Origin of the sequence: Prevotellamassilia timonensis, assembly GCF_900106785.1 — a bacterium.
Classification (GTDB): Bacteria; Bacteroidota; Bacteroidia; order Bacteroidales; family Bacteroidaceae; genus Alloprevotella; species Alloprevotella timonensis.
In genome coordinates this window covers 75,349-93,795 of sequence record NZ_LT629834.1, presented here as the reverse complement: position 1 = coordinate 93,795, position 18,447 = coordinate 75,349, and the positions used below count along the sequence as shown (strand labels likewise).

Here is an 18,447-nt window from a genome sequence, read left to right as displayed (position 1 = left end):
ATGGGTTAGTTGATAAGTTGACGGGTTGACAGGTAAGTATGTTTTGCACTATTTGTGGTGTTATAAGGAACGTATATAAACTTACCCGTCAACCCGTTAACTTGTCAACTTGTCAACTTATCAACTTATCAACTTGTCACTCCGTTATTTATACTGACAATGAGGAACCTATTATTTGCCGTCATGTTGCTGCTTGCACTTGTGGGCAAGGCGCAGCCAACAAGCGATGTGGAGGCCCTGTTTGCAAAGTTCAAGGCTGCGGCACGCTTTGACTATGACTTTCCGCGTGAGAAGGTGTATTTGCACCTTGACAATTCGGCCTACCTTGAGGGCGACACCTTGTGGTACAAGGCATACGTGGTGCGCGCCTCGTCGCTGAAGCCTACTACGCTCAGCCGCGTGCTGTATGTTGAACTGAATGATGCCGACGGCCAACAGATGTGCAAACAACTGCTCAAACTCGACAGTATGGGCACGGCAGACGGTGCTATGAGTCTGGCCATGCCTGTGCATGCCGGCTACTACGAAATACGGGCTTACACGCGTGAAATGGTGAACTGGGGCGAGGCTGCTTGCTACTCGCGTGTGATACCGGTGTTTGCGGTGGGCACTAATCCTCAAAAGAAATCGGTTGCGCCCGCACAAGCCGACATCACGCAACTCTACATTCCCAGTATTGAGCGTAACACCCACTTGAGTCTGGCTTGTCCGCGGCCTTATTCCATGACAAAGTCTGACGACCGCATGCTCACCTTTTACCCCGAGGGCGGAAACCGCATCAGCGGGGTGGGGCAGCGCCTGGCATTTAAGTTGACCGACGGACGCGGCAATCCGGTAGACGACACCATAAGTGTGTACCGTGCCGACGGCTCGCTCGCCCTTACAGCCCAGCCTGAGTATGAGGGTATGGGCGACTTTGACTTGCCGGCCGGTTTTGGCAACGGCTATGCTACGGTGGGCGGCCACCATCTCAACGTGCAGCGCAAAGTGAAGGGTGGCGAACGAAAGCAACTGCCTTTGCCCGACGCGGTGCAGGGCTATGCGCTGACGGCTGATGTGACAGCTGAGGGGGTCGACGTGGTGGTGACGGCTTCCGACTCGTTGGCACGTCTTGACAACTTGCTCGGCCTGGCCGTGTTTAACCGCGAGAATGTGTGCTACTTTGACACCCTTACGATGGGCGTGGAGCCTGTGGAGCTGCTTGTGCCGCAGCGGGCTTTGCGTGGTGGCGTGAATCGGCTCGAACTGTTTGGTGCCGACGGGCGCAGCCTTGCCAACCGCTTGTTTTGGGTGCCACTCGACCATGCCGACACATTGCGCATGGCCACGCTCGACGTGAGGCAGAATGCGGCCGAGTACGACCCGTTCTCGCCCGCTGTTGTCACCATCAAGGCCGTTGATGCCAACAAGCGGCCGGTGAGCGGTGCCATGATGTCGGTGGCTGTGCGCGATGAGCAGGGCAACATAACGCAAACGGCCGACGGGGGTATGGCTGCCAACTTGCTGCTTGCCTCGGAGGTGCGTGGCTATATCAACCGCCCCGACTTGTACTTTGTGCGCAATGATGCGGCACACAGGCGCATGCTCGACCTGCTGCTGCGGGTGCAGGGGTGGCAAGCTAACACTTTTGATGTGATGTGCGGTCGCGACACGTTCAAATTGCGGCAGCCTATTGAGGATAAACTGATTGTGCGTGGCACTGTTTATCGCGACAACAACAAGCGGGAACCTTATGCCGGCGTGTCGCTCGACCTGCGTGGCTACCGGTATGCTGGCAATGCCCTTACGGGCGAGGGCATAGAGGGCGCCACTGTGACAGATGCCCAAGGGTGTTTTGCTTTTGAATCGAATGTAGACTTTGTGGGCGAATACCTCACCCAATTCAGTCTGCGCGAGAATAACAAGCGCTGTTGGAGCCGCCTGGCCATAGACCGCTGGTTTGAACCGCGCTTGCGGCCCTTGTTCGCCCCGCAGATGAACCTGCCACTTTATCAGCCCACACAGGTGCCGGCGGGTGTGCCGCCTGTTGAGGACAGGCTCTTTGAATGGAAAGACACACTGCAGCGCGTGGTGGTGAACATCAGTGGTACGGCTGAAGTTGTGGCACGTGCACGCAAGTACAAGGGCTTTACGGGTAACCGCTATACTTATGGCGGCGGTGAGCGTAATGGCTTGTCGAAAACGCAGCACTACATCAATGTGCAAAAGACGTGGGAGCACATCAAGGACCTTGGTTATGACTCGAAGGTGGAGTTCGTAGACGTGCTGAGGCTGCTCGGCACTGACCTGGAATACGACCGCTATGGTTTGGTGGACGACACCCGGCTGCTTGACGAGCTTGATAATGTGCAACGCGAAAAGGGGCAGAGCGCTGAAGACTTTTGGGCCTCGGCCGACCGTAAGGGCGATGCCAGCTATGCCGACAATTGGTTTAGCGGCTCGTATGAGAACAACGGCAGCCATGTCATATTTGTGTACATGAATAATTGCTTTGTTGATACGACCCGCAACATCGGTTCGGCTCTGATGCGCGTTGATTGTGAGAATACGAAGTCGGTAGCTTTTGTCGAGGACAATAAGCGCGAGAGTGCCATAACTGGTGACGAAGTGCGTGGCTCGTGGGCCCGCTATGCGGTATATATTTACGAAATGCCCGATGCCTATCGCACGAATAACAAGAAGGGCCGCGAGTACCGCCACATACAAGGCTTTAGCCCGGCCACAAAGTTCTATTCGCCCAACTACCGCAAGTTCGATTTGCCTTCGGAGCGCGATGTACGCCGCACATTGATGTGGGCACCGCGCGTATGCAGCGATGCACAGGGCAGTGCCAGTGTGGTGTTCTTTACAAATTCGCACAACGGCCAGACGCTTGACGTGAGTGTGCGTGGCATCACTGCCGATGGCAAATTCATCAGTTGGAATTGATGCACCAACTACATTGTAACGTTACATTGTGCCATGTTGGACGTGTGTGCCGCTATTGTGTAGGTGCAGCCGTCCTCTCCTCAATAAAGTGATGGCGGATTACAATAAAGCCCAAGGCGCCAACCATTTGTCGGTCCCCCCCTGCGTGAAGGTGGGTATGACAAATGGTTGGCGCCTTGTTATAATGTGATGTGCATGGCCTTTCGGCAGTAGTCTGTGCTACTCGTCTTTGAGTTTCAAAACCTCTTGCTCGTCAAGTCCCGTCATTTTGCATATAAGGCTGACGGCCATGCCTTCTTTCAGCATGTTTTGTGCGATCTGCTTCTTCTCCTTAGTTTGCCCCTCAGCACGTCCCTCAATACGTCCCTTGTCGTGTCCTTCTTTTATGGCGAATTTGAAGGTAGCATAATTGTCGCGCAGGATTTTGATGCTTTCATCGTATTTCTCGTGTTCCTCTTTGCTCAGTGCTGTAATGTCGGAGATTTCGGCCAACTTGCGGAATACAGCATTCTTGGCCATGAAGGGCATTCTTTCAAATACATTCATATTCTTCAATACATATTGTCGGTACCCCTCCTGCGTGGAGGTGGGTACGACAAATGGTTGGCGCCTTGTTATAATGTGATGTGCATGGCCTTTCGGCAGTAGTCTGTGCTACTCGTCTTTGAGTTTCAAAACCTCTTGCTCGTCAAGTCCCGTCATCTTGCATATAAGGCTGACGGCCATGCCTTCTTTCAGCATGTTTTGTGCGATCTGCCTCTTCTCCTTAGTTTGCCCCTCAGCGCGTCCCTCAGCGCGTCCCTCAGCACGTCCCTCAGCGCGTCCCTCGGCACGTCCCTCAGCACGTCCCTCAGCACGTCCCTCAGCACGCCCCTTGTCGTGTCCCTCTTTTATGGCGAATTTGAAGGTGGCATAATTGTCGCGCAGTATTTTGATACTTTCGTCGTATTTCTCGTGTTCCTCTTTGCTCAGTGCTGTAATGTCGGAGATTTCGGCCAACTTGCGAAACACAGCATTCTTGGCCATGAAGGGCATTCTTTCAAATACATTCATATTCTTCAATACATATATCCAACGTTCAAAGTCGTTATTACACTCGTGCTCCTTTTTCGTAAATAATGGGAGCGTTAAATAAACAATGCGCAGGTGGTCGGTAACAGCCTGTCCTGTGTCGCGGTCAGCCAATACAAGGTCTGTACGGAACTTGCGCTCTTTTAGGTGCGCATCCTCAAAGTTGAGGAAGCAGATGGTATAGACCGGCATCAGCTCGTAGTCCCATTCGCCCTTTTGCCCTTGTGTGATAATAGCACGTGAGGAGTAGTAGAGCGCGCGGTCGATGAAATGCTCCTGCATGCGGTTTTGCATTTCAATGATGAGGTGTCGTCCTTCATTGGTGGTGCAGTAGATGTCGAAAATAACTTTTCGTGCATCCTCGGTCAAGCCAATGTGCTCGTTGTTCTTAAATTCGAGCGAGGCTATGCAAAACTCACCTTCGAATAAGTCGTTAAGAAAGCTGATGAGCAAGTCCTTTGTTATTTCTTGTCCGAAAATGTGTTTGAAGCCCCAGTCTGTAAAAGGGTTAATATAGCGGGCCATAATGTGCGGTGTTAGGTTTGTTTCTGCAAATATACGTACAATTTTGCATATTGTGCAACTCGGTCCAGCCTTTAGTGCCCCCCTTGTTAGTCCACCCCTCGGTAGCCTGTGGGACAGTGAGCCGTGCAAAAAGAAAGCCTCCGCCCGTGGTGGGGCAGAGGCTGTATTATAAAGAGTCAGATTCCGCTGCTTGTGGGTAGGTGTTTTAGGCGTAAGGCGCCCGTGCACCACCTACAAGGACAATGTGTAGCGGAATGCTACTTGTTGCGTTTATGTGTAGACGTTCTTGTTGCGTTTTTAGCAGTCAGTTTAGTGTTGAGCACGCGGTAGTGTGCTTGCTGCTTTCGACGTTCCTCGCCACGTGCTTTCCACTCCTTCATTGAGTAGTATCTGCCCGTAGCGGGGTCAAGATATTTCATTTCGGGCAGTCCGGCAGGTCTGTCGTCGGCGGCCTGTCCTTCAGTGCCGATGCGTTCAACCTTTACCGAGGCCACACCATGACCCACCATGCCCAGTTCGCGTGCGGCGGCCATGGAGAGGTCCACCACGCGTCCGTGGCCGAAAGGCCCGCGGTCGGTAACCTTCACCACCACCTCTTTGCCATTGTTCTTGTTAGTCACTTTGAGCAGTGTGCCGAACGGCAGAGTGCGGTGTGCGCATGTGAGGCTGTCTTTATGGTAGCGCGAGCCGTCGCTGGTGCGGCGTCCGTGCAGTCTGTTGCTGTAGTAAGATGCTTTGCCATGCTGCTGTGCAGCGGCGGTTGTGGGGAATGCGAATGTTACGAGAGTTGCTAAGATAAGAATTACTTGTTTGATAGTCATCTGATAAGTTTTGCCACGAGGATTGCCGCCGGCTCCAATAGTGGTCAGTTTAGCCATACTGCCTTTGAGCCTGTGATGCTTGCAGCGGAATCTGCAGATAAAACGGCAAATGCACCAAGGGACTTTCGGCTTGCCCGGAGGGTTGCCAAATGTCCGCCTCGTGAGGTTTACGGGTGCAAAGGTACGAATTTTTGACGAGGTGCGCAAGTGTTCCGCCTTGATTATCACCACATTGCCGTTCTGTAAGGCCCATTTTTAAGACTTGCTAAAAGCGTCCCCCTTTGCGTGCTCCCAGCTTGCAGACCCCTTGTATTTATGGGCTGAGTCGGCACTTCTTAGACGGTTAACAAGTGTTTAACAACCCACCGAAAGTAGCGCCCCGCAACCCCGAATGTTAAATATTAAATTTGTAAGCATCTCAGACGCTCATAAGGCTTCATTCTGACAGATTTAGGGGGTGCGCAGCTTACATATTGCACATAATTTATTACTTTTGCATTTCAAGACAATTCCTCTAATCAGATACAACCACTTATGCAGCGCTTCATATCATTTTTGCTCACGTTAGTGTGCAGCATCATTGCCATAGCTGCGCAGAGCGATGACCTGCCCACCGCCAATCCCGTCATGACCTACACCGACGATGACGGGCAGGAGGTGAGCGAGACCCAATACGACGGTTCTGCCCCGTTCAAAGCCACGTTCAAGGCTTGTCCCGAGCACACGGGCAACTACACCTCCCTTTACGAGTGGCGTTTCACGCGCAGCGGCGAAACAGCCCCATTCCTTGTGCGTTACGACCAAGACACCGAATATGAGTTCTTGCAGTCAGGCACATTCAGCGTCGAGTTGCGTGTCAGTTTTGTGCAGGGCACCGACACCCTAGCCTACGAGATGGACGAGCCTTTCAGCATAGCCATATCCGAGTCAAAGCTCGAAGTGCCGAACGCCTTCACTCCCAATGGCGATGGTGTCAACGACGTGTTCCGCGTCAAGGAGGGGTACAAGAGCATCGTGTCGTTCAAGGCCATGGTGTTCGACCGTTGGGGCAAGAAACTCTATGAGTGGACCGACCCTGCCGGCGGTTGGGACGGTCGCAGCGCCGGCCATGCAGTGCCCGATGGCGGATACTACCTCAACATTCAGGCACGTGGTGCCGACGGCAAGCACTACAACATCAAAAAGGTGATAAACGTGTTGCGCGGTTACACCGAGAGCGGCACGACGACAGAATAAACCTAAATGCACTGATGTCAGAAACTAAATCAGACAATAACATCGAAATATATGGCGCACGCGTGCACAACTTGAAAAATGTGGACGTGACACTGCCGCGCCACAGCCTGTGCGTCATAACCGGCCTGAGCGGTTCGGGCAAGAGTTCGCTCGCGTTCGACACACTCTACGCCGAGGGCCAGCGCCGTTATATCGAGACATTCTCGGCCTACGCGCGCAACTTCCTCGACAACCTTGAGCGCCCCGACGTCGACAAAATCACCGGTCTCAGCCCCGTCATAAGCATAGAGCAGAAAACCACCAGCAAAAATCCGCGCTCCACCGTAGGCACGGTAACCGAGATATACGATTTCCTGCGCCTGCTTTATGCCCGTGCGGCCGAGGCCTACTCCTACGTCACGGGCGAGAAGATGGTAAAATACACCGAGGAGCGCATTGTCGACATGATACTCACTGCCTACGAAGGGCACAAAGTATACCTGCTCGCCCCCCTTGTGCGCAGTCGCAAGGGCCATTACAAGGAGCTGTTTGAAACGGTGCGCCGCAAGGGCTTCCTCACCGTCCGCGTCGACGGTGAGCTGCGCGAGGCCACACCCGGCATGCGCCTCGACCGTTACAAAAACCACGACATCGAAGTGGTGGTAGACAAACTCGCCGTAAAGGCCAAGGACGCTGAACGACTGCACAAAAGTGTGGGCCAGACCTTGCAGCAGGGTGGGGGCGTGATGATGGTGCTCGACGCTGCCGACAACCAAACACGCTTCTTCTCCAAGCAGCTCATGGATCCCGCGTCGGGCATAGCCTACCGCGAGCCAGCCCCGCACAACTTTTCGTTCAACTCAGCCCAAGGCGCCTGCCCCAAGTGCAAGGGCCTGGGCTATGTGAGCGTGATGGACCACGACAAAGTGGTGCCCGACGACAAGTTGAGCATACGCGAAGGCGGCCTTGCCCCATTGGGCAAATACCGCAACGCACTCATATTTTGGGAGATACAGTCGGTGCTTGCCGACTACGACTGCGATCTTAAAACCCCCATATGCGACCTCCCGCCTGAGGCCCTCGACGAGGTGTTAAACGGCCGTGCCGACCGCCTGCGCATACCAGCACAGGTAGCCCACACCACCGACGACTACTACGTAGAGTTTGACGGCCTTGTCAAATACATACAGCAAATGGCCGACTCCGACATGGGAGCCGCCTCGCAGCGTTGGGCCGAGCAGTTCTCAAAGACCACCGTCTGTCCCGAATGCCACGGCGCCCGCCTCAACAAGGAGGCCATGGCCTACCGCTTTGCCGGCAAAACCATAGCCGAACTCTCCAATATGGACATAGCCGAGCTATACGACTTCCTGTCCAACGTCGAGGTACAGTTAGACAACAAACACCGGGCCATTGCACACGAAATACTCAAAGAGCTGATGTCGCGCCTCAAGTTCCTGCTCGATGTCGGACTCGACTACCTGTCGTTGTCGCGCTCCTCCATGACCCTCTCGGGCGGCGAGAGCCAGCGCATCAGGTTAGCCACACAGATAGGTTCGCAACTCGTCAACGTGCTTTACATACTCGACGAGCCCAGCATCGGCCTCCACCAGCGCGACAACGTGCGCCTTATCAACTCGCTCAAGGAGTTGCGCGACCTTGGCAACACCGTGGTGGTCGTTGAGCACGACAAGGACATGATGCTCGCCGCCGACTATGTGGTCGACATCGGGCCGCGCGCCGGCCGATTGGGTGGAGAGGTAGTGTTCGAAGGCACCCCCGCCCAAATGCTCCAGACGCAGACCCTCACCTCGCAGTACCTCAACGGCCGTCGCGCCATCGAGGTGCCAGCCACCCGCCGCAAGGGCAACGGCCATGTGTTGCGTCTGGTGGGAGCGAGGGGCAACAACTTGAAGGGCGTCACCGTCAGCTTTCCGCTCGGCACCCTCATCGGCGTGACCGGTGTGTCGGGGTCGGGCAAGAGCACCCTTATCAACGACACCCTGCTGCCCATACTCTCGCAGCACTTCTACCGCTCATTGCGCGAGCCGTTGGCCTACGACCGTATCGAAGGCCTTGAACACGTGGACAAGGTGGTAGCAGTCGACCAAAGTCCCCTCGGGCGCACCCCGCGCTCCAACCCCGCCACCTACACAGGCGTGTTCTCCGACATACGCTCGCTCTACGTCAACCTGCCCGAGGCCAAAATACGCGGCTACAAGCCTGGCCGTTTCAGTTTTAACGTGCGTGGCGGGCGTTGCGAGGTGTGCAAGGGCAATGGCTACAAAACCATCGAAATGAACTTCCTGCCCGACGTGTACGTGCCTTGCGAGGCATGCCACGGCAAGCGCTACAACCACGAAACACTCGAGGTGCGCTTCAAGGGCAAAAGCATAGCCGATGTGCTCGACATGACCATCAACCAGGCCGTAGAGTTCTTCGAGAACGTGCCAAACATCTTGCACAAAATCAAAGTGTTGCAAGACGTCGGCCTGGGTTACATCAAACTTGGGCAAAGCTCAACCACCCTGTCGGGCGGCGAAAGCCAGCGCGTAAAGTTGGCTACCGAACTCTCAAAGCGCGACACCGGACAAACCATCTACATACTCGACGAACCCACCACAGGCCTCCATTTCGAAGACATACGCGTGCTCATGGACGTGCTGCAGCGCCTTGTCAACCGTGGCAACACGGTGATAGTCATTGAGCACAACCTCGACGTCATCAAGGTGGCCGACTACCTTATCGACATGGGGCCCGAAGGCGGACGCGGCGGTGGCCAACTGCTCTACGAGGGCACCCCCGAGGGCTTGGCCGAGAGCGGGGTGGGCTACACAGGCAAATTCCTCAAAGCCGAACTCACACCGCCATACACTGCACAACAAACCGACAATTTTATAAATTCAAACAACAAATAATTATCCATCTATGTTCGAAGGACAACCCAAAGGGCTCTATGCCCTTGCCCTTGCCAACACTGGCGAGCGTTTTGGCTACTACACCATGTTAGCCGTGTTCGTGCTCTTCCTCAAGGCCAACTTCGGTTGGGAGGCAGGCACCGCCGGAGCTGTCTACTCCAGCTTCCTGGCCCTTGTATATCTGTTGCCATTGTTTGGCGGTATGCTGGCCGACAAAATCGGTTACAGCAAGTGCGTCACCACTGGCATCATCGTCATGTTCCTTGGCTACGCCATGCTCTCCATACCAGCCGGAGCAGGCACATTGGCCGCAGCCATCATGTTCGGCGCCCTCATCATGATCAGCGTCGGCACCAGCCTCTTCAAGGGCAACCTGCAAGTAATGGTCGGCGACCTCTACAACTCGCCTGAGATGCAAGGCAAGCGCGACTCCGCCTTCTCCATCTTCTACATGGCCATCAACATCGGCGCCCTCTTTGCACCTACCGCTGCAGTCAAAATTATGGAGTACGCCCAGCATAGCCTTGGCGTGAGCGAGGCCGACTCCTACCACTACGCCTTTGGCGTGGCCTGCATCTCGCTCATCGTGTCAATAGGCATCTACTACGGTTTCCAGAGCACCTTCAAGCAAGTCATTTCAGCACCGGCCCCCAAGACCGCTGCCAGCAAGGACGCCACTGCCGAGTCTGAGCCCGAGCTCAGCAAGCAGGACACCAAGGACCGCATCGTGGCCCTCTGCCTCGTGTTTGCCGTAGTCATCTTCTTCTGGATGGCCTTCCACCAGAACGGCCTCACCCTCACCCTCTTTGCCGAGGAATACACCGCCACCCACAGCAGTGGTCTTGAGAGCATGGCCTTCGACGTCACCAACCTCCTGTTGTGCATCGTCATCATCTACGCCCTCTTCTCACTCTTCCAGAGCAAAACGGGCAAGGGCAAGGGCATTTCGGGCATCGTCATATTGGCATGCCTTGCAGCCTTAGGCTACAAGTACACCGCCCTCAGCCCCGACGGCATCAGCATTCAGGCCCCCATCTTCCAGCAGTTCAACCCCTGCTTCGTAGTAGGTCTCACCCCCGTGAGCATGGCCATTTTCGGCTGGCTCGCCAGCAAGGGCAAGGAGCCCTCGGCACCCCGCAAAATCGGGCTCGGCATGCTCGTGGCCGGCATTGGCTATGTAGTCATGATATTGGCCTCAATCGGTGTGAGCGAAGGCGACCGCGTGTCACCCAACTGGCTTATCCTCACCTACCTCATTCTCACCTTCGGCGAGCTGTTGCTCTCGCCCATGGGCATCTCGTTCGTGTCAAAGGTAGCCCCTCCCAAGCTCAAGGGTACCATGATGGGCGGTTGGTTTGTAGCCACTGCTGCCGGCAACATGCTCGTGTCAATCCCCGGTTTCCTTTGGGGCAAAGTACCCTTGGTAGTCGTGTGGGGCGTGTTGGTAGCCCTCTGCCTCATCTCGTTCATATTCATCTTCAGCGTAATGAAGAAACTCGAAAAGGTGTGCTGATGCGCGCCTTGACATAGCCACTGACTAAATTATAATGGCGGAAACAGAAAGCCTCGCCCCCCCACACAGGGCAGCGCATCTGTTTCCGCCATTTTTTGTGTCCGTGCCGCCGCAACAGCACGCCCGCTAAAAACATCGATTTTGTTCAATTCGCATGTTGTATTGAATAAAATAGTATGTTTTTTATTCAATACGATGCACAAACTGAACAAAATCGGCTATATTTGTGCTTCAAACAAAGCGCAAAACCATGCTAACCATCATCACCAACCAAAAGAAAGAGCGCGACGTGCTTGTTGCGCGGCCATATTTGTCGCGACGTACGCCATACGATACAGATGCGTTGTTGTCGTGTCCACAAATAAAGTTGATAACCGGGCCTCGCCGTACGGGCAAATCAACAGAGGCCATATTGATGCTTAAAAACAAGAATTTTGCCTATCTCAACTTCGATGACGGGCAGCTGCTTTCTGCCTGGGACGAGAACGCGGTGTGGCAAGCCTTGCAGCAAGTGTACCCTGCATTTGACTACCTGTTATTAGATGAGGTGCAAAATCTTGATGGCTGGGATTTATGGGTGTCAAAGTTATATCGCAATGGAATCAACTTGGTTGTAACGGGTAGTAATGCCAAACTGCTAAGCAGCGAGATGGCCACATTGCTGACAGGCCGTTACATACAGGTCAGCATGTTGCCTTTCAGCATCGACGAGTTCTTTGCCTGGCATCACTTAGAACTGAAGCAACTGGCGCCTGAGCAAACGGCCCAAGCCGAAGCCCTGCAAGCCGATTATTTGCGCAATGGGGGTTACCCCGAAACCGTCATATCGAGAAACATAGCACGGAGCTACCTCTCCACATTGTTTGACTCGATAGTGTGGAAGGACACAGCCAAGCGTCATAGAGTGCGCAATGTGTCCGATCTGAACGATTTGGCAATGTATATGCTTTCAAACTTTTGCAATCCTTTTAGCGCCACTGATTTGGCCTCCGACTTGGGCTTTTCAAGCGTAGCGACTACCAAAAAGTATATGGAGTATTTAAGGGAACCTTACCTCTTTTATTATCTGCCGCGATACAACAACAAACTCAAGTTAATGGCCAAGGCACCCCAAAAGGTGTATGTTGTCGATAATGGCTTTGTAACGGCCAAGGCGTTTAACTTGGGCGAAAATTTAGGCCGTCTGCTTGAAAACATGGTGTTTGTCGAACTCATACGTCGCGGCTACGACACCGAAAAGTCCTTATTCTACTACCGCTCGCGCAATGACAAGGAGGTCGATTTCGTCGTGCGCAGTGGCCATGTGGTCGAGAGGCTTGTGCAGGTGTGCTATGATATGACATCGGCCAAGGCCGCAAAGCGCGAAATAAACAGCCTCATAGAGTGTGCCGGCGAACTTAAATGCAACAACTTGTGCATAGTAACAATGGGTGAGGAATGTGTAATAGAGGAGCGTGGCCACACAATTAACGTGATACCATTCATCAAATTCTGATTTTCACACGCACTCCCTCCCCCAAAAAAGAAAAAGCCAGAAAGCGGCATCTTTAGCAAGAGATGCCGCTTTCTGGCTCCTGACTTCATCACTTTTTTGCGCCATTATATAGTGCGTATTGAAAATCAACGAGTTACGTAATTAAATTGGGTGACGCAGGGTGAAGCAAGCAAAGAAGCGAACCTTGTTTTGCTCTTTTAAGGGCTGTTCGCCCTTGTACCGCTTACCGCGAAGACATAAGTACATAAGCTACATAAGTAACATAAGGCTGACGCCGTGGTTTTTTACATAAGCTTAGGCAGGGCTTCCCGCCCTGCTTGTAAGAGAACATAAGGCTGGCGCCGTGTCGTTGGCTCTAATGTAGTTTGTCGTGATAACATAATGGAACACAATTAAAGCGTTCTCTTTATCAGGCGTCAGCCCTTATGTCTCTTACAGGCAGGGCGGAAAGCCCTGCCTAAGCTTATGTAAAAAACCACGGCGTCAGCCTTATGTTACTTATGTAGCTTATGTACTTATGTCTCCCGCGGTAAGCGGCACAAGGGCGAACAGCCCTTAAAACAAAGAACAAGGCTCGTTGCTCCCAATGTAGGATAAGACATATTCTACCTTGTCAGCCCGCTATAATCGATTTGGGTGACGCATTGACGAAGTCAGGAAAAGAAAAAAGCCAGGAAACAGCATCTTTAGCAAGAGATGCCGCTTTCTGGCTTTAATAGTATAAATATATGTGTCGCGTCTATGGGCAGAGGCTTACTTCAGCACACCCAGTTCCTTGCCCACCTTGATAAAGGCAGCGATACACTTGTCGAGGTGTTCGCGGTTGTGGCCGGCCGAAATCTGCACACGAATACGGGCCTGGTCCTTAGGCACAACGGGGTAGTAGAAGCCCGTTACGTAGATACCCTCCTCTTGCAGCTTGGCAGCATACACCTGCGACAGTTTGGCATCGTAAAGCATCACGGCGCAGATGGCGCTCTGTGTAGGCTTGATGTCAAAGCCGGCAGCCATCATCTTGTCGCGGAAGTAGTTCACGTTCTCAACCAACTTGTCGTGAATTTCGTTGCTCTCGTCCAACATCTTGAACGTTTCGAGTGCAGCACCCACAATGGCAGGGGCAACAGAGTTAGAGAAGAGGTAAGGACGTGAGCGCTGGCGCAACATGTCGATTATCTCCTTGCGGCCAGTAGTAAAGCCACCCATGGCACCACCAAAGGCCTTGCCCAGTGTGCCGGTGTAGATGTCTACACGGCCGTAAGTGTTGAAGAACTCACTCACACCGCGGCCAGTGGGGCCTACCACGCCGGCAGAGTGGCTCTCGTCAACCATCACCAGAGCGTCGTACTTCTCGGCCAAGTCGCAAATCTTGTCGATAGGAGCCACGTTGCCGTCCATTGAGAACACACCGTCGGTCACGATAATGCGGAAACGCTGTTCCTGGGCAGCCTGCAACTGGCGCTCAAGGTCCTCCATGTCGGCGTTGGCATAGCGGTAACGCTTAGCCTTGCACAGACGCACACCGTCAATGATAGAGGCGTGGTTCAGCGCGTCCGAAATGATGGCATCGTCGGCAGTGAGCAATGGCTCAAACACACCGCCGTTGGCATCAAAGCAAGCAGCGTAAAGAATGGTGTCCTCAGTCTTGAAGAACTTTGAGATGGCAGCCTCAAGCTCCTTGTGCACGTCCTGTGTACCGCAAATAAAGCGCACGCTCGACATGCCGTAGCCGCGGCGGTCCATCATGTCCTTGGCAGCCTTTATAAGGCGCGGGTTGTTTGACAGACCAAGGTAGTTGTTGGCGCAAAAGTTGAGCACTTCCTTGCCCTTAACCTGGATAGCGGCCTGCTGGGGGCCTTCAATCAGGCGCTCCTCCTTGTAGAGGCCAGCGTCCTTAATATCCTTCAGCTCCTGCTGAAGATGTTCTTGAAATTTACCGTACATTTGTATAAGTGTGATTTATAAAAAGATTTCTCACCAAGCAGCGGCAAGGCGCGCCATGCGCCCCTTGTCGTAGTCACCGCAAAGTAACGTATTTTTTTTGAAAAATAACCACAGAGTGCGCATAAATCTCAAAAAAAGATTGCACCTTTGCACGTGTGTAATAACAGACACGTCAAACTAACAAAATCCTTTATACAAAAAAGATGAAGAATATTTTGGTGATTGGTGCTACAGGACAGATAGGTTCTGAGCTTACCATGAAGTTGCGCGGCATTTATGGCAACGACCACGTAGTGTGCGGTTACATTCCCAGTGCAGCCCCCAAGGGCGAATTGGCTGAAAGTGGTCCAGCTGAAATCTGCGACGTTACCAATGGCGAGATGATAGCCGAAGTAGTGCTCAAGCACAAGGTCGACACCGTCTACAACCTTGCCGCATTGTTGAGCGTGGTGGCCGAGGGCCGTCCGCAGTTGGCATGGAAAATTGGCATTGACGGCCTTTGGAATGTGCTCGAGGTAGCACGCGAACACGAGTGTGCGGTGTTCACCCCAAGCTCAATCGGTTCGTTCGGTCCCGAAACGCCTCCCAATCACGTACCACAAGATACCATTCAGCGCCCGCGCACCATCTATGGTGTGTCAAAGGTAACCACCGAGTTGCTCTCCGACTACTACTATCGCAAGTATGGCGTTGACACCCGTGCCGTGCGTTTCCCCGGTCTCATCTCATACGTCACATTGCCTGGTGGCGGCACCACCGACTATGCTTGCGACATCTACTATTCGGCCGTTCGTGGCGAAAAGTTTGTATGCCCCATTGCCAAAGGCACTTACATGGACATGATGTACATGCCCGATGCCCTGCGCGCAGCTGTTGAGCTGATGGAGGCCGACCCCACACGCCTTGTTCACCGCAACGCATTCAACATTGCCGCCATGAGCTTCGACCCCGAGGGTGTGCTCGCTGCCATACGCAAGTACAAGCCAGAGTTCGAAATGGAGTACAAGGTTGAGCCTCTCAAGCAGGCCAATGCCGACTCATGGCCCAACAGCCTCGACGACACTTGTGCACGTCAGGAATGGGACTGGAAGCCCGAGTACGATCTCGACCGCATGACAGTGGACATGCTGCAAAAACTTTCTGCCAAGCTTGGCAAGTAAGCCGCGCATTAGTATCGCGTCAAACAATCATTATAATAGCTGAAAAGCCAAGGAACTCCCCCCGGGGTGTTCCTTGGCTTTTCTCATATCCGGCAGCGCGTCATGTGCCGGGGCAGAAATCCAGTTGCGTGAGGGCGCAAGCGCGGCCCTTAGTAAATTATTGCTGTCCGGTTAACCCATTCTGATATTATCGCTCACGGATCGCACCGATTGCACGGATTTTTTTGCTTATGCAATGTGCTTTAGCACCACGGAGATGACGGATTTTACGGATTTTGTGAGCATTGCATGCTCACTTCGCTATTGGCTCGTAATGTACTCGTGGCGAAATACGTTAGCACAGATTATGTAGTAAGGGACCTGGTCGCAGCAACGAGCTAATAGCGAAGTGAGCATGCAATGCTCACAAAATCCGTCAATTCCGTCATCTCCGTGGTGCTAAAGCACGCTGCACGAGTAAAAAAATCCGTGCAATCGGTGCGATCCGTGAGCGATAGTAATTTAGCCGACAGCAATATTAGTAAATCAGCGGCAACAGCAGCACCATGACAATGCCAATGACAATTTGCAGGGGCAATCCCACGCGCACATAGTCAATAGGTTTGTAGCCGCCCGCCGACATCACCAGCGCATTGGGCGGGGTAGAGAAGGGCGATGCAAAACACATGCTTGCCGCCACCGTCACCGCCATGAGCACGGGCACAGCACTGATGCCCTGCGCGTGGGCCGCCTGCAGCGCAATAGGCGCCATGAGTACCGCCGTCACCGTGTTCGATATGAAAAAAGTGAGCAGCGATGTCGCCACATATATGGCCGCTATCAGCAAGTACGTACCGCCGCTGCCCGTGAGCTGCACCAGCGCGTGCGACACCAGTTGGTCGGCACCCGTCTTTTCGAGCGCCGTCGACATGGGCAGCATGGCCCCAAACAGCACAATGCTTTCCCAGTTGATAGTTTTGTAGGCCGCCTCCACATTGCGCAGACAACCCGTAAATATCATGGCCACGGCAGCCAGCATCACCGCCGTGACGGGGGCAACAGGAATAAAGTCGAAGGCCATCGCCGCCACCATGAGCAGCATGATGAGGGCCGCAAGGGGCGCTTTGTAGTCGAGCGTCACGCGCGCCGCTTGCTCCTCGGGCTGGCCTATCACCACCCACTCCTGACCGTCGTGCTTGTTGAGGCGTGCAATCTGCTCCCAAGGGCCTTGCACCAGCACAATGTCTGCCGCGTTCAACCGTTGGTCCTTCAGGTTGTCGAGCAAATAGTCTTGGTGGCGGCGTATGCCCAGCACACTAAGTCCGTAGTTAGCGCGGAAGTCCGTCTCGCCCACCGTGTGCCCCACCAGCGTAGAGCCGGGCAGCAGCAGAATTTCGGCCATGCCCACATCGTAAAAGTGCAGTTTGCCGTCGTGCATCTCGTCGGCAGCCGTCAGTGCAAAGTCCGTTATGAAGTCAGCCACACGTCCGGCATCGTCGGTTATAAACAGCAAGTCGCCCTCCTCAATGGCCACGTTGGCCATAGACAGTTGTTGCACCTTGCCGAGTGGGGTGTTCGACGACGGTTGGCGACGCACCTCAATCACCGTCACGCCATAGCGTCCGTGCACGTCAAGCTCCTTGAGCGTGTGGCCCACCATGCGCGATTGTGGTGTAACCACCACTTGCTGCACATTCTGCGTCACCTTGTACTCACTGGCCAGCTGTTGCAACGTCTTGCCAGTATTTGCCGCGTTGTTACCTGTGCGTTCTTTAAGGAAACGCCGCGTGAGCGGAATGAGCACCAGTGTGCCCACTACGATGCAAACAATGCCCACGGGGGTGAATGAAAAGAAGCCCAACGGTTCATAGCCTGCTGCCACCAGCGCATCGCGCACTATCAGGTTGGGTGGGGTGCCAATGAGGGTGAGCATGCCGCCCATGCTGCCTGCAAAGGCCAGTGGCATGAGCAACCGTGCCGACGACAGACCGGCTCCGCGTGCCATGCTCACCACAATGGGCAGCATCAGTGCCACTGTGCCGGTGTTACTCACAAAGGCGCCCACGCCGGCGGTGGTGAGCATGAGCAGCACGAACAGCTTTGTTTCGCTCTTGCCGGCCAGTCCCAATATGCCTGTGCCGAGGCGTTTGGCCAAGCCTGTGCTGAATATGCCGCCGCCTACCACAAAGAGGCCGAGCATCATGATGACAATGGGGTTGGAAAATCCGGCCAGTGCCTCCTCGGGGGTCAGCACGCCGCATACAACAAGTGCCAGTGCGGCACACACGGCCACGAGGTCGGACCTTATGCGTCCGCTCACAAACAGTATGGCTGCAAGGCTCAGAATAATGAGGGTTGTAGTCATGGGGGTAAGGGGGTTAAGGGGTTATTGGGTATGGGTTAGGGGGTTATTGGGTTAGGGGGTTATTGGGTTAAGGGGTTAGGAGGTTAAAAAGTTACTTTAACTCAAGTTTTGGATTTGGGAAAGGCGGGCTGAAAGCCCAATGGAGCACGGAGCCCAGGGCAAGCGAAGCGACACCCTGGGTATAGCGTGTTGGAGCAGTCGCGCCCTGTAAGGGCAAAAGCTTTACCCCTTTATGTTGTTATTCTTACTTGATAACTGATTTAGCGGTCTTAAAGAGGAACATCGTATGTATATTTTGTTCAATACCTGCGCCATGTCTTAAAGCTTTTGCCCTTACAGGGCGCGACTGCTCCAACATGCGATACCCAGGGTGCCGCTTCGCTTGCCCTGGGCTATGTGCTCCTTTGGGCTTTCAGCCCGCCTTCCCCAAATCCGAAACTTGAGTTACTTTAAGCTTTTGAGAAGCAGAGGTATTCTTTTAACCTCCTAACCCCTTAACCCCCTAACCCAATAACC

General features: G+C 53.8%; 11 protein-coding genes. 6 read left to right on the top strand and 5 right to left on the bottom strand.

Features of this window, described 5'->3' with window-relative positions; translation table 11 throughout:
- The first annotated feature begins 159 nt into the window (after nucleotides 1–159).
- Complete coding sequence (locus tag BQ5453_RS00655; protein ID WP_143033240.1) at nucleotides 160–2,928, top strand: alpha-2-macroglobulin family protein; 2,769 nt, start codon at nucleotides 160–162, stop codon at nucleotides 2,926–2,928.
- Between the two features lie 219 nt (nucleotides 2,929–3,147).
- Here BQ5453_RS00655 and BQ5453_RS00650 read toward each other — a convergent pair whose 3' ends face one another.
- The 3 genes from BQ5453_RS00650 to BQ5453_RS00640 all read right to left on the bottom strand — a co-directional run bounded on the left by BQ5453_RS00650 (nucleotide 3,148) and on the right by BQ5453_RS00640 (nucleotide 5,402).
- A complete protein-coding gene (locus BQ5453_RS00650; protein ID WP_071121707.1) occupies nucleotides 3,148–3,474 on the bottom strand; it encodes an RpnC/YadD family protein in 327 nt (108 codons plus the stop codon).
- A gap of 108 nt (nucleotides 3,475–3,582) precedes the next feature.
- Nucleotides 3,583–4,524, bottom strand: a complete 942-nt coding sequence (locus BQ5453_RS00645) for an Rpn family recombination-promoting nuclease/putative transposase (protein ID WP_071121706.1) — start codon at nucleotides 4,522–4,524, stop codon at nucleotides 3,583–3,585.
- A 257-nt stretch (nucleotides 4,525–4,781) separates the two neighbouring features.
- Complete coding sequence (locus BQ5453_RS00640; protein WP_083361069.1) at nucleotides 4,782–5,402, bottom strand: septal ring lytic transglycosylase RlpA family protein; 621 nt, start codon at nucleotides 5,400–5,402, stop codon at nucleotides 4,782–4,784.
- A 477-nt stretch (nucleotides 5,403–5,879) separates the two neighbouring features.
- Between BQ5453_RS00640 and BQ5453_RS00630 the strand changes: the two genes are divergently transcribed.
- The 4 genes from BQ5453_RS00630 (at nucleotide 5,880) to BQ5453_RS00615 (ending at nucleotide 12,486) form a co-directional block, all read left to right on the top strand.
- Nucleotides 5,880–6,581, top strand: a complete 702-nt coding sequence (locus BQ5453_RS00630) for a T9SS type B sorting domain-containing protein (RefSeq protein WP_071121704.1) — start codon at nucleotides 5,880–5,882, stop codon at nucleotides 6,579–6,581.
- Between the two features lie 14 nt (nucleotides 6,582–6,595).
- Nucleotides 6,596–9,478: an excinuclease ABC subunit UvrA gene (gene uvrA, locus BQ5453_RS00625; RefSeq protein WP_071121703.1), complete on the top strand. Its 2,883-nt coding sequence runs from the start codon at nucleotides 6,596–6,598 to the stop codon at nucleotides 9,476–9,478.
- Between the two features lie 10 nt (nucleotides 9,479–9,488).
- Complete coding sequence (locus BQ5453_RS00620) at nucleotides 9,489–10,991, top strand: peptide MFS transporter (protein ID WP_071121702.1); 1,503 nt, start codon at nucleotides 9,489–9,491, stop codon at nucleotides 10,989–10,991.
- A 250-nt stretch (nucleotides 10,992–11,241) separates the two neighbouring features.
- Entirely contained in the window at nucleotides 11,242–12,486 is a 1,245-nt protein-coding gene (locus BQ5453_RS00615) for an ATP-binding protein (RefSeq protein ID WP_071121701.1), read from the top strand.
- Between the two features lie 753 nt (nucleotides 12,487–13,239).
- Here the strand turns inward: BQ5453_RS00615 and kbl are convergent.
- Nucleotides 13,240–14,427, bottom strand: a complete 1,188-nt coding sequence (kbl, locus tag BQ5453_RS00610; RefSeq protein WP_071121700.1) for a glycine C-acetyltransferase — start codon at nucleotides 14,425–14,427, stop codon at nucleotides 13,240–13,242.
- Between the two features lie 203 nt (nucleotides 14,428–14,630).
- Between kbl and BQ5453_RS00605 the strand changes: the two genes are divergently transcribed.
- Nucleotides 14,631–15,587: an NAD-dependent epimerase/dehydratase family protein gene (locus BQ5453_RS00605; protein WP_022101254.1), complete on the top strand. Its 957-nt coding sequence runs from the start codon at nucleotides 14,631–14,633 to the stop codon at nucleotides 15,585–15,587.
- Between the two features lie 517 nt (nucleotides 15,588–16,104).
- Here the strand turns inward: BQ5453_RS00605 and BQ5453_RS00600 are convergent.
- A complete protein-coding gene (locus tag BQ5453_RS00600; RefSeq protein ID WP_071121699.1) occupies nucleotides 16,105–17,931 on the bottom strand; it encodes an SLC13 family permease in 1,827 nt (608 codons plus the stop codon).
- Nucleotides 17,932–18,447 lie beyond the last annotated feature (516 nt).

Coding starts and splice junctions, on each gene's coding strand:
- BQ5453_RS00645 (WP_071121706.1), bottom strand. CDS start 4,524: ATGGCCCGCTATATTAACCCTTTTACAGACTGGGGCTTCAAACACATT.
- BQ5453_RS00620 (WP_071121702.1), top strand. CDS start 9,489: ATGTTCGAAGGACAACCCAAAGGGCTCTATGCCCTTGCCCTTGCCAAC.
- kbl (WP_071121700.1), bottom strand. CDS start 14,427: ATGTACGGTAAATTTCAAGAACATCTTCAGCAGGAGCTGAAGGATATT.
- BQ5453_RS00650 (WP_071121707.1), bottom strand. CDS start 3,474: ATGAATGTATTTGAAAGAATGCCCTTCATGGCCAAGAATGCTGTATTC.
- BQ5453_RS00605 (WP_022101254.1), top strand. CDS start 14,631: ATGAAGAATATTTTGGTGATTGGTGCTACAGGACAGATAGGTTCTGAG.
- BQ5453_RS00615 (WP_071121701.1), top strand. CDS start 11,242: ATGCTAACCATCATCACCAACCAAAAGAAAGAGCGCGACGTGCTTGTT.
- BQ5453_RS00640 (WP_083361069.1), bottom strand. CDS start 5,402: ATGGCTAAACTGACCACTATTGGAGCCGGCGGCAATCCTCGTGGCAAA.
- BQ5453_RS00630 (WP_071121704.1), top strand. CDS start 5,880: ATGCAGCGCTTCATATCATTTTTGCTCACGTTAGTGTGCAGCATCATT.
- BQ5453_RS00655 (WP_143033240.1), top strand. CDS start 160: ATGAGGAACCTATTATTTGCCGTCATGTTGCTGCTTGCACTTGTGGGC.
- BQ5453_RS00600 (WP_071121699.1), bottom strand. CDS start 17,931: ATGACTACAACCCTCATTATTCTGAGCCTTGCAGCCATACTGTTTGTG.
- uvrA (WP_071121703.1), top strand. CDS start 6,596: ATGTCAGAAACTAAATCAGACAATAACATCGAAATATATGGCGCACGC.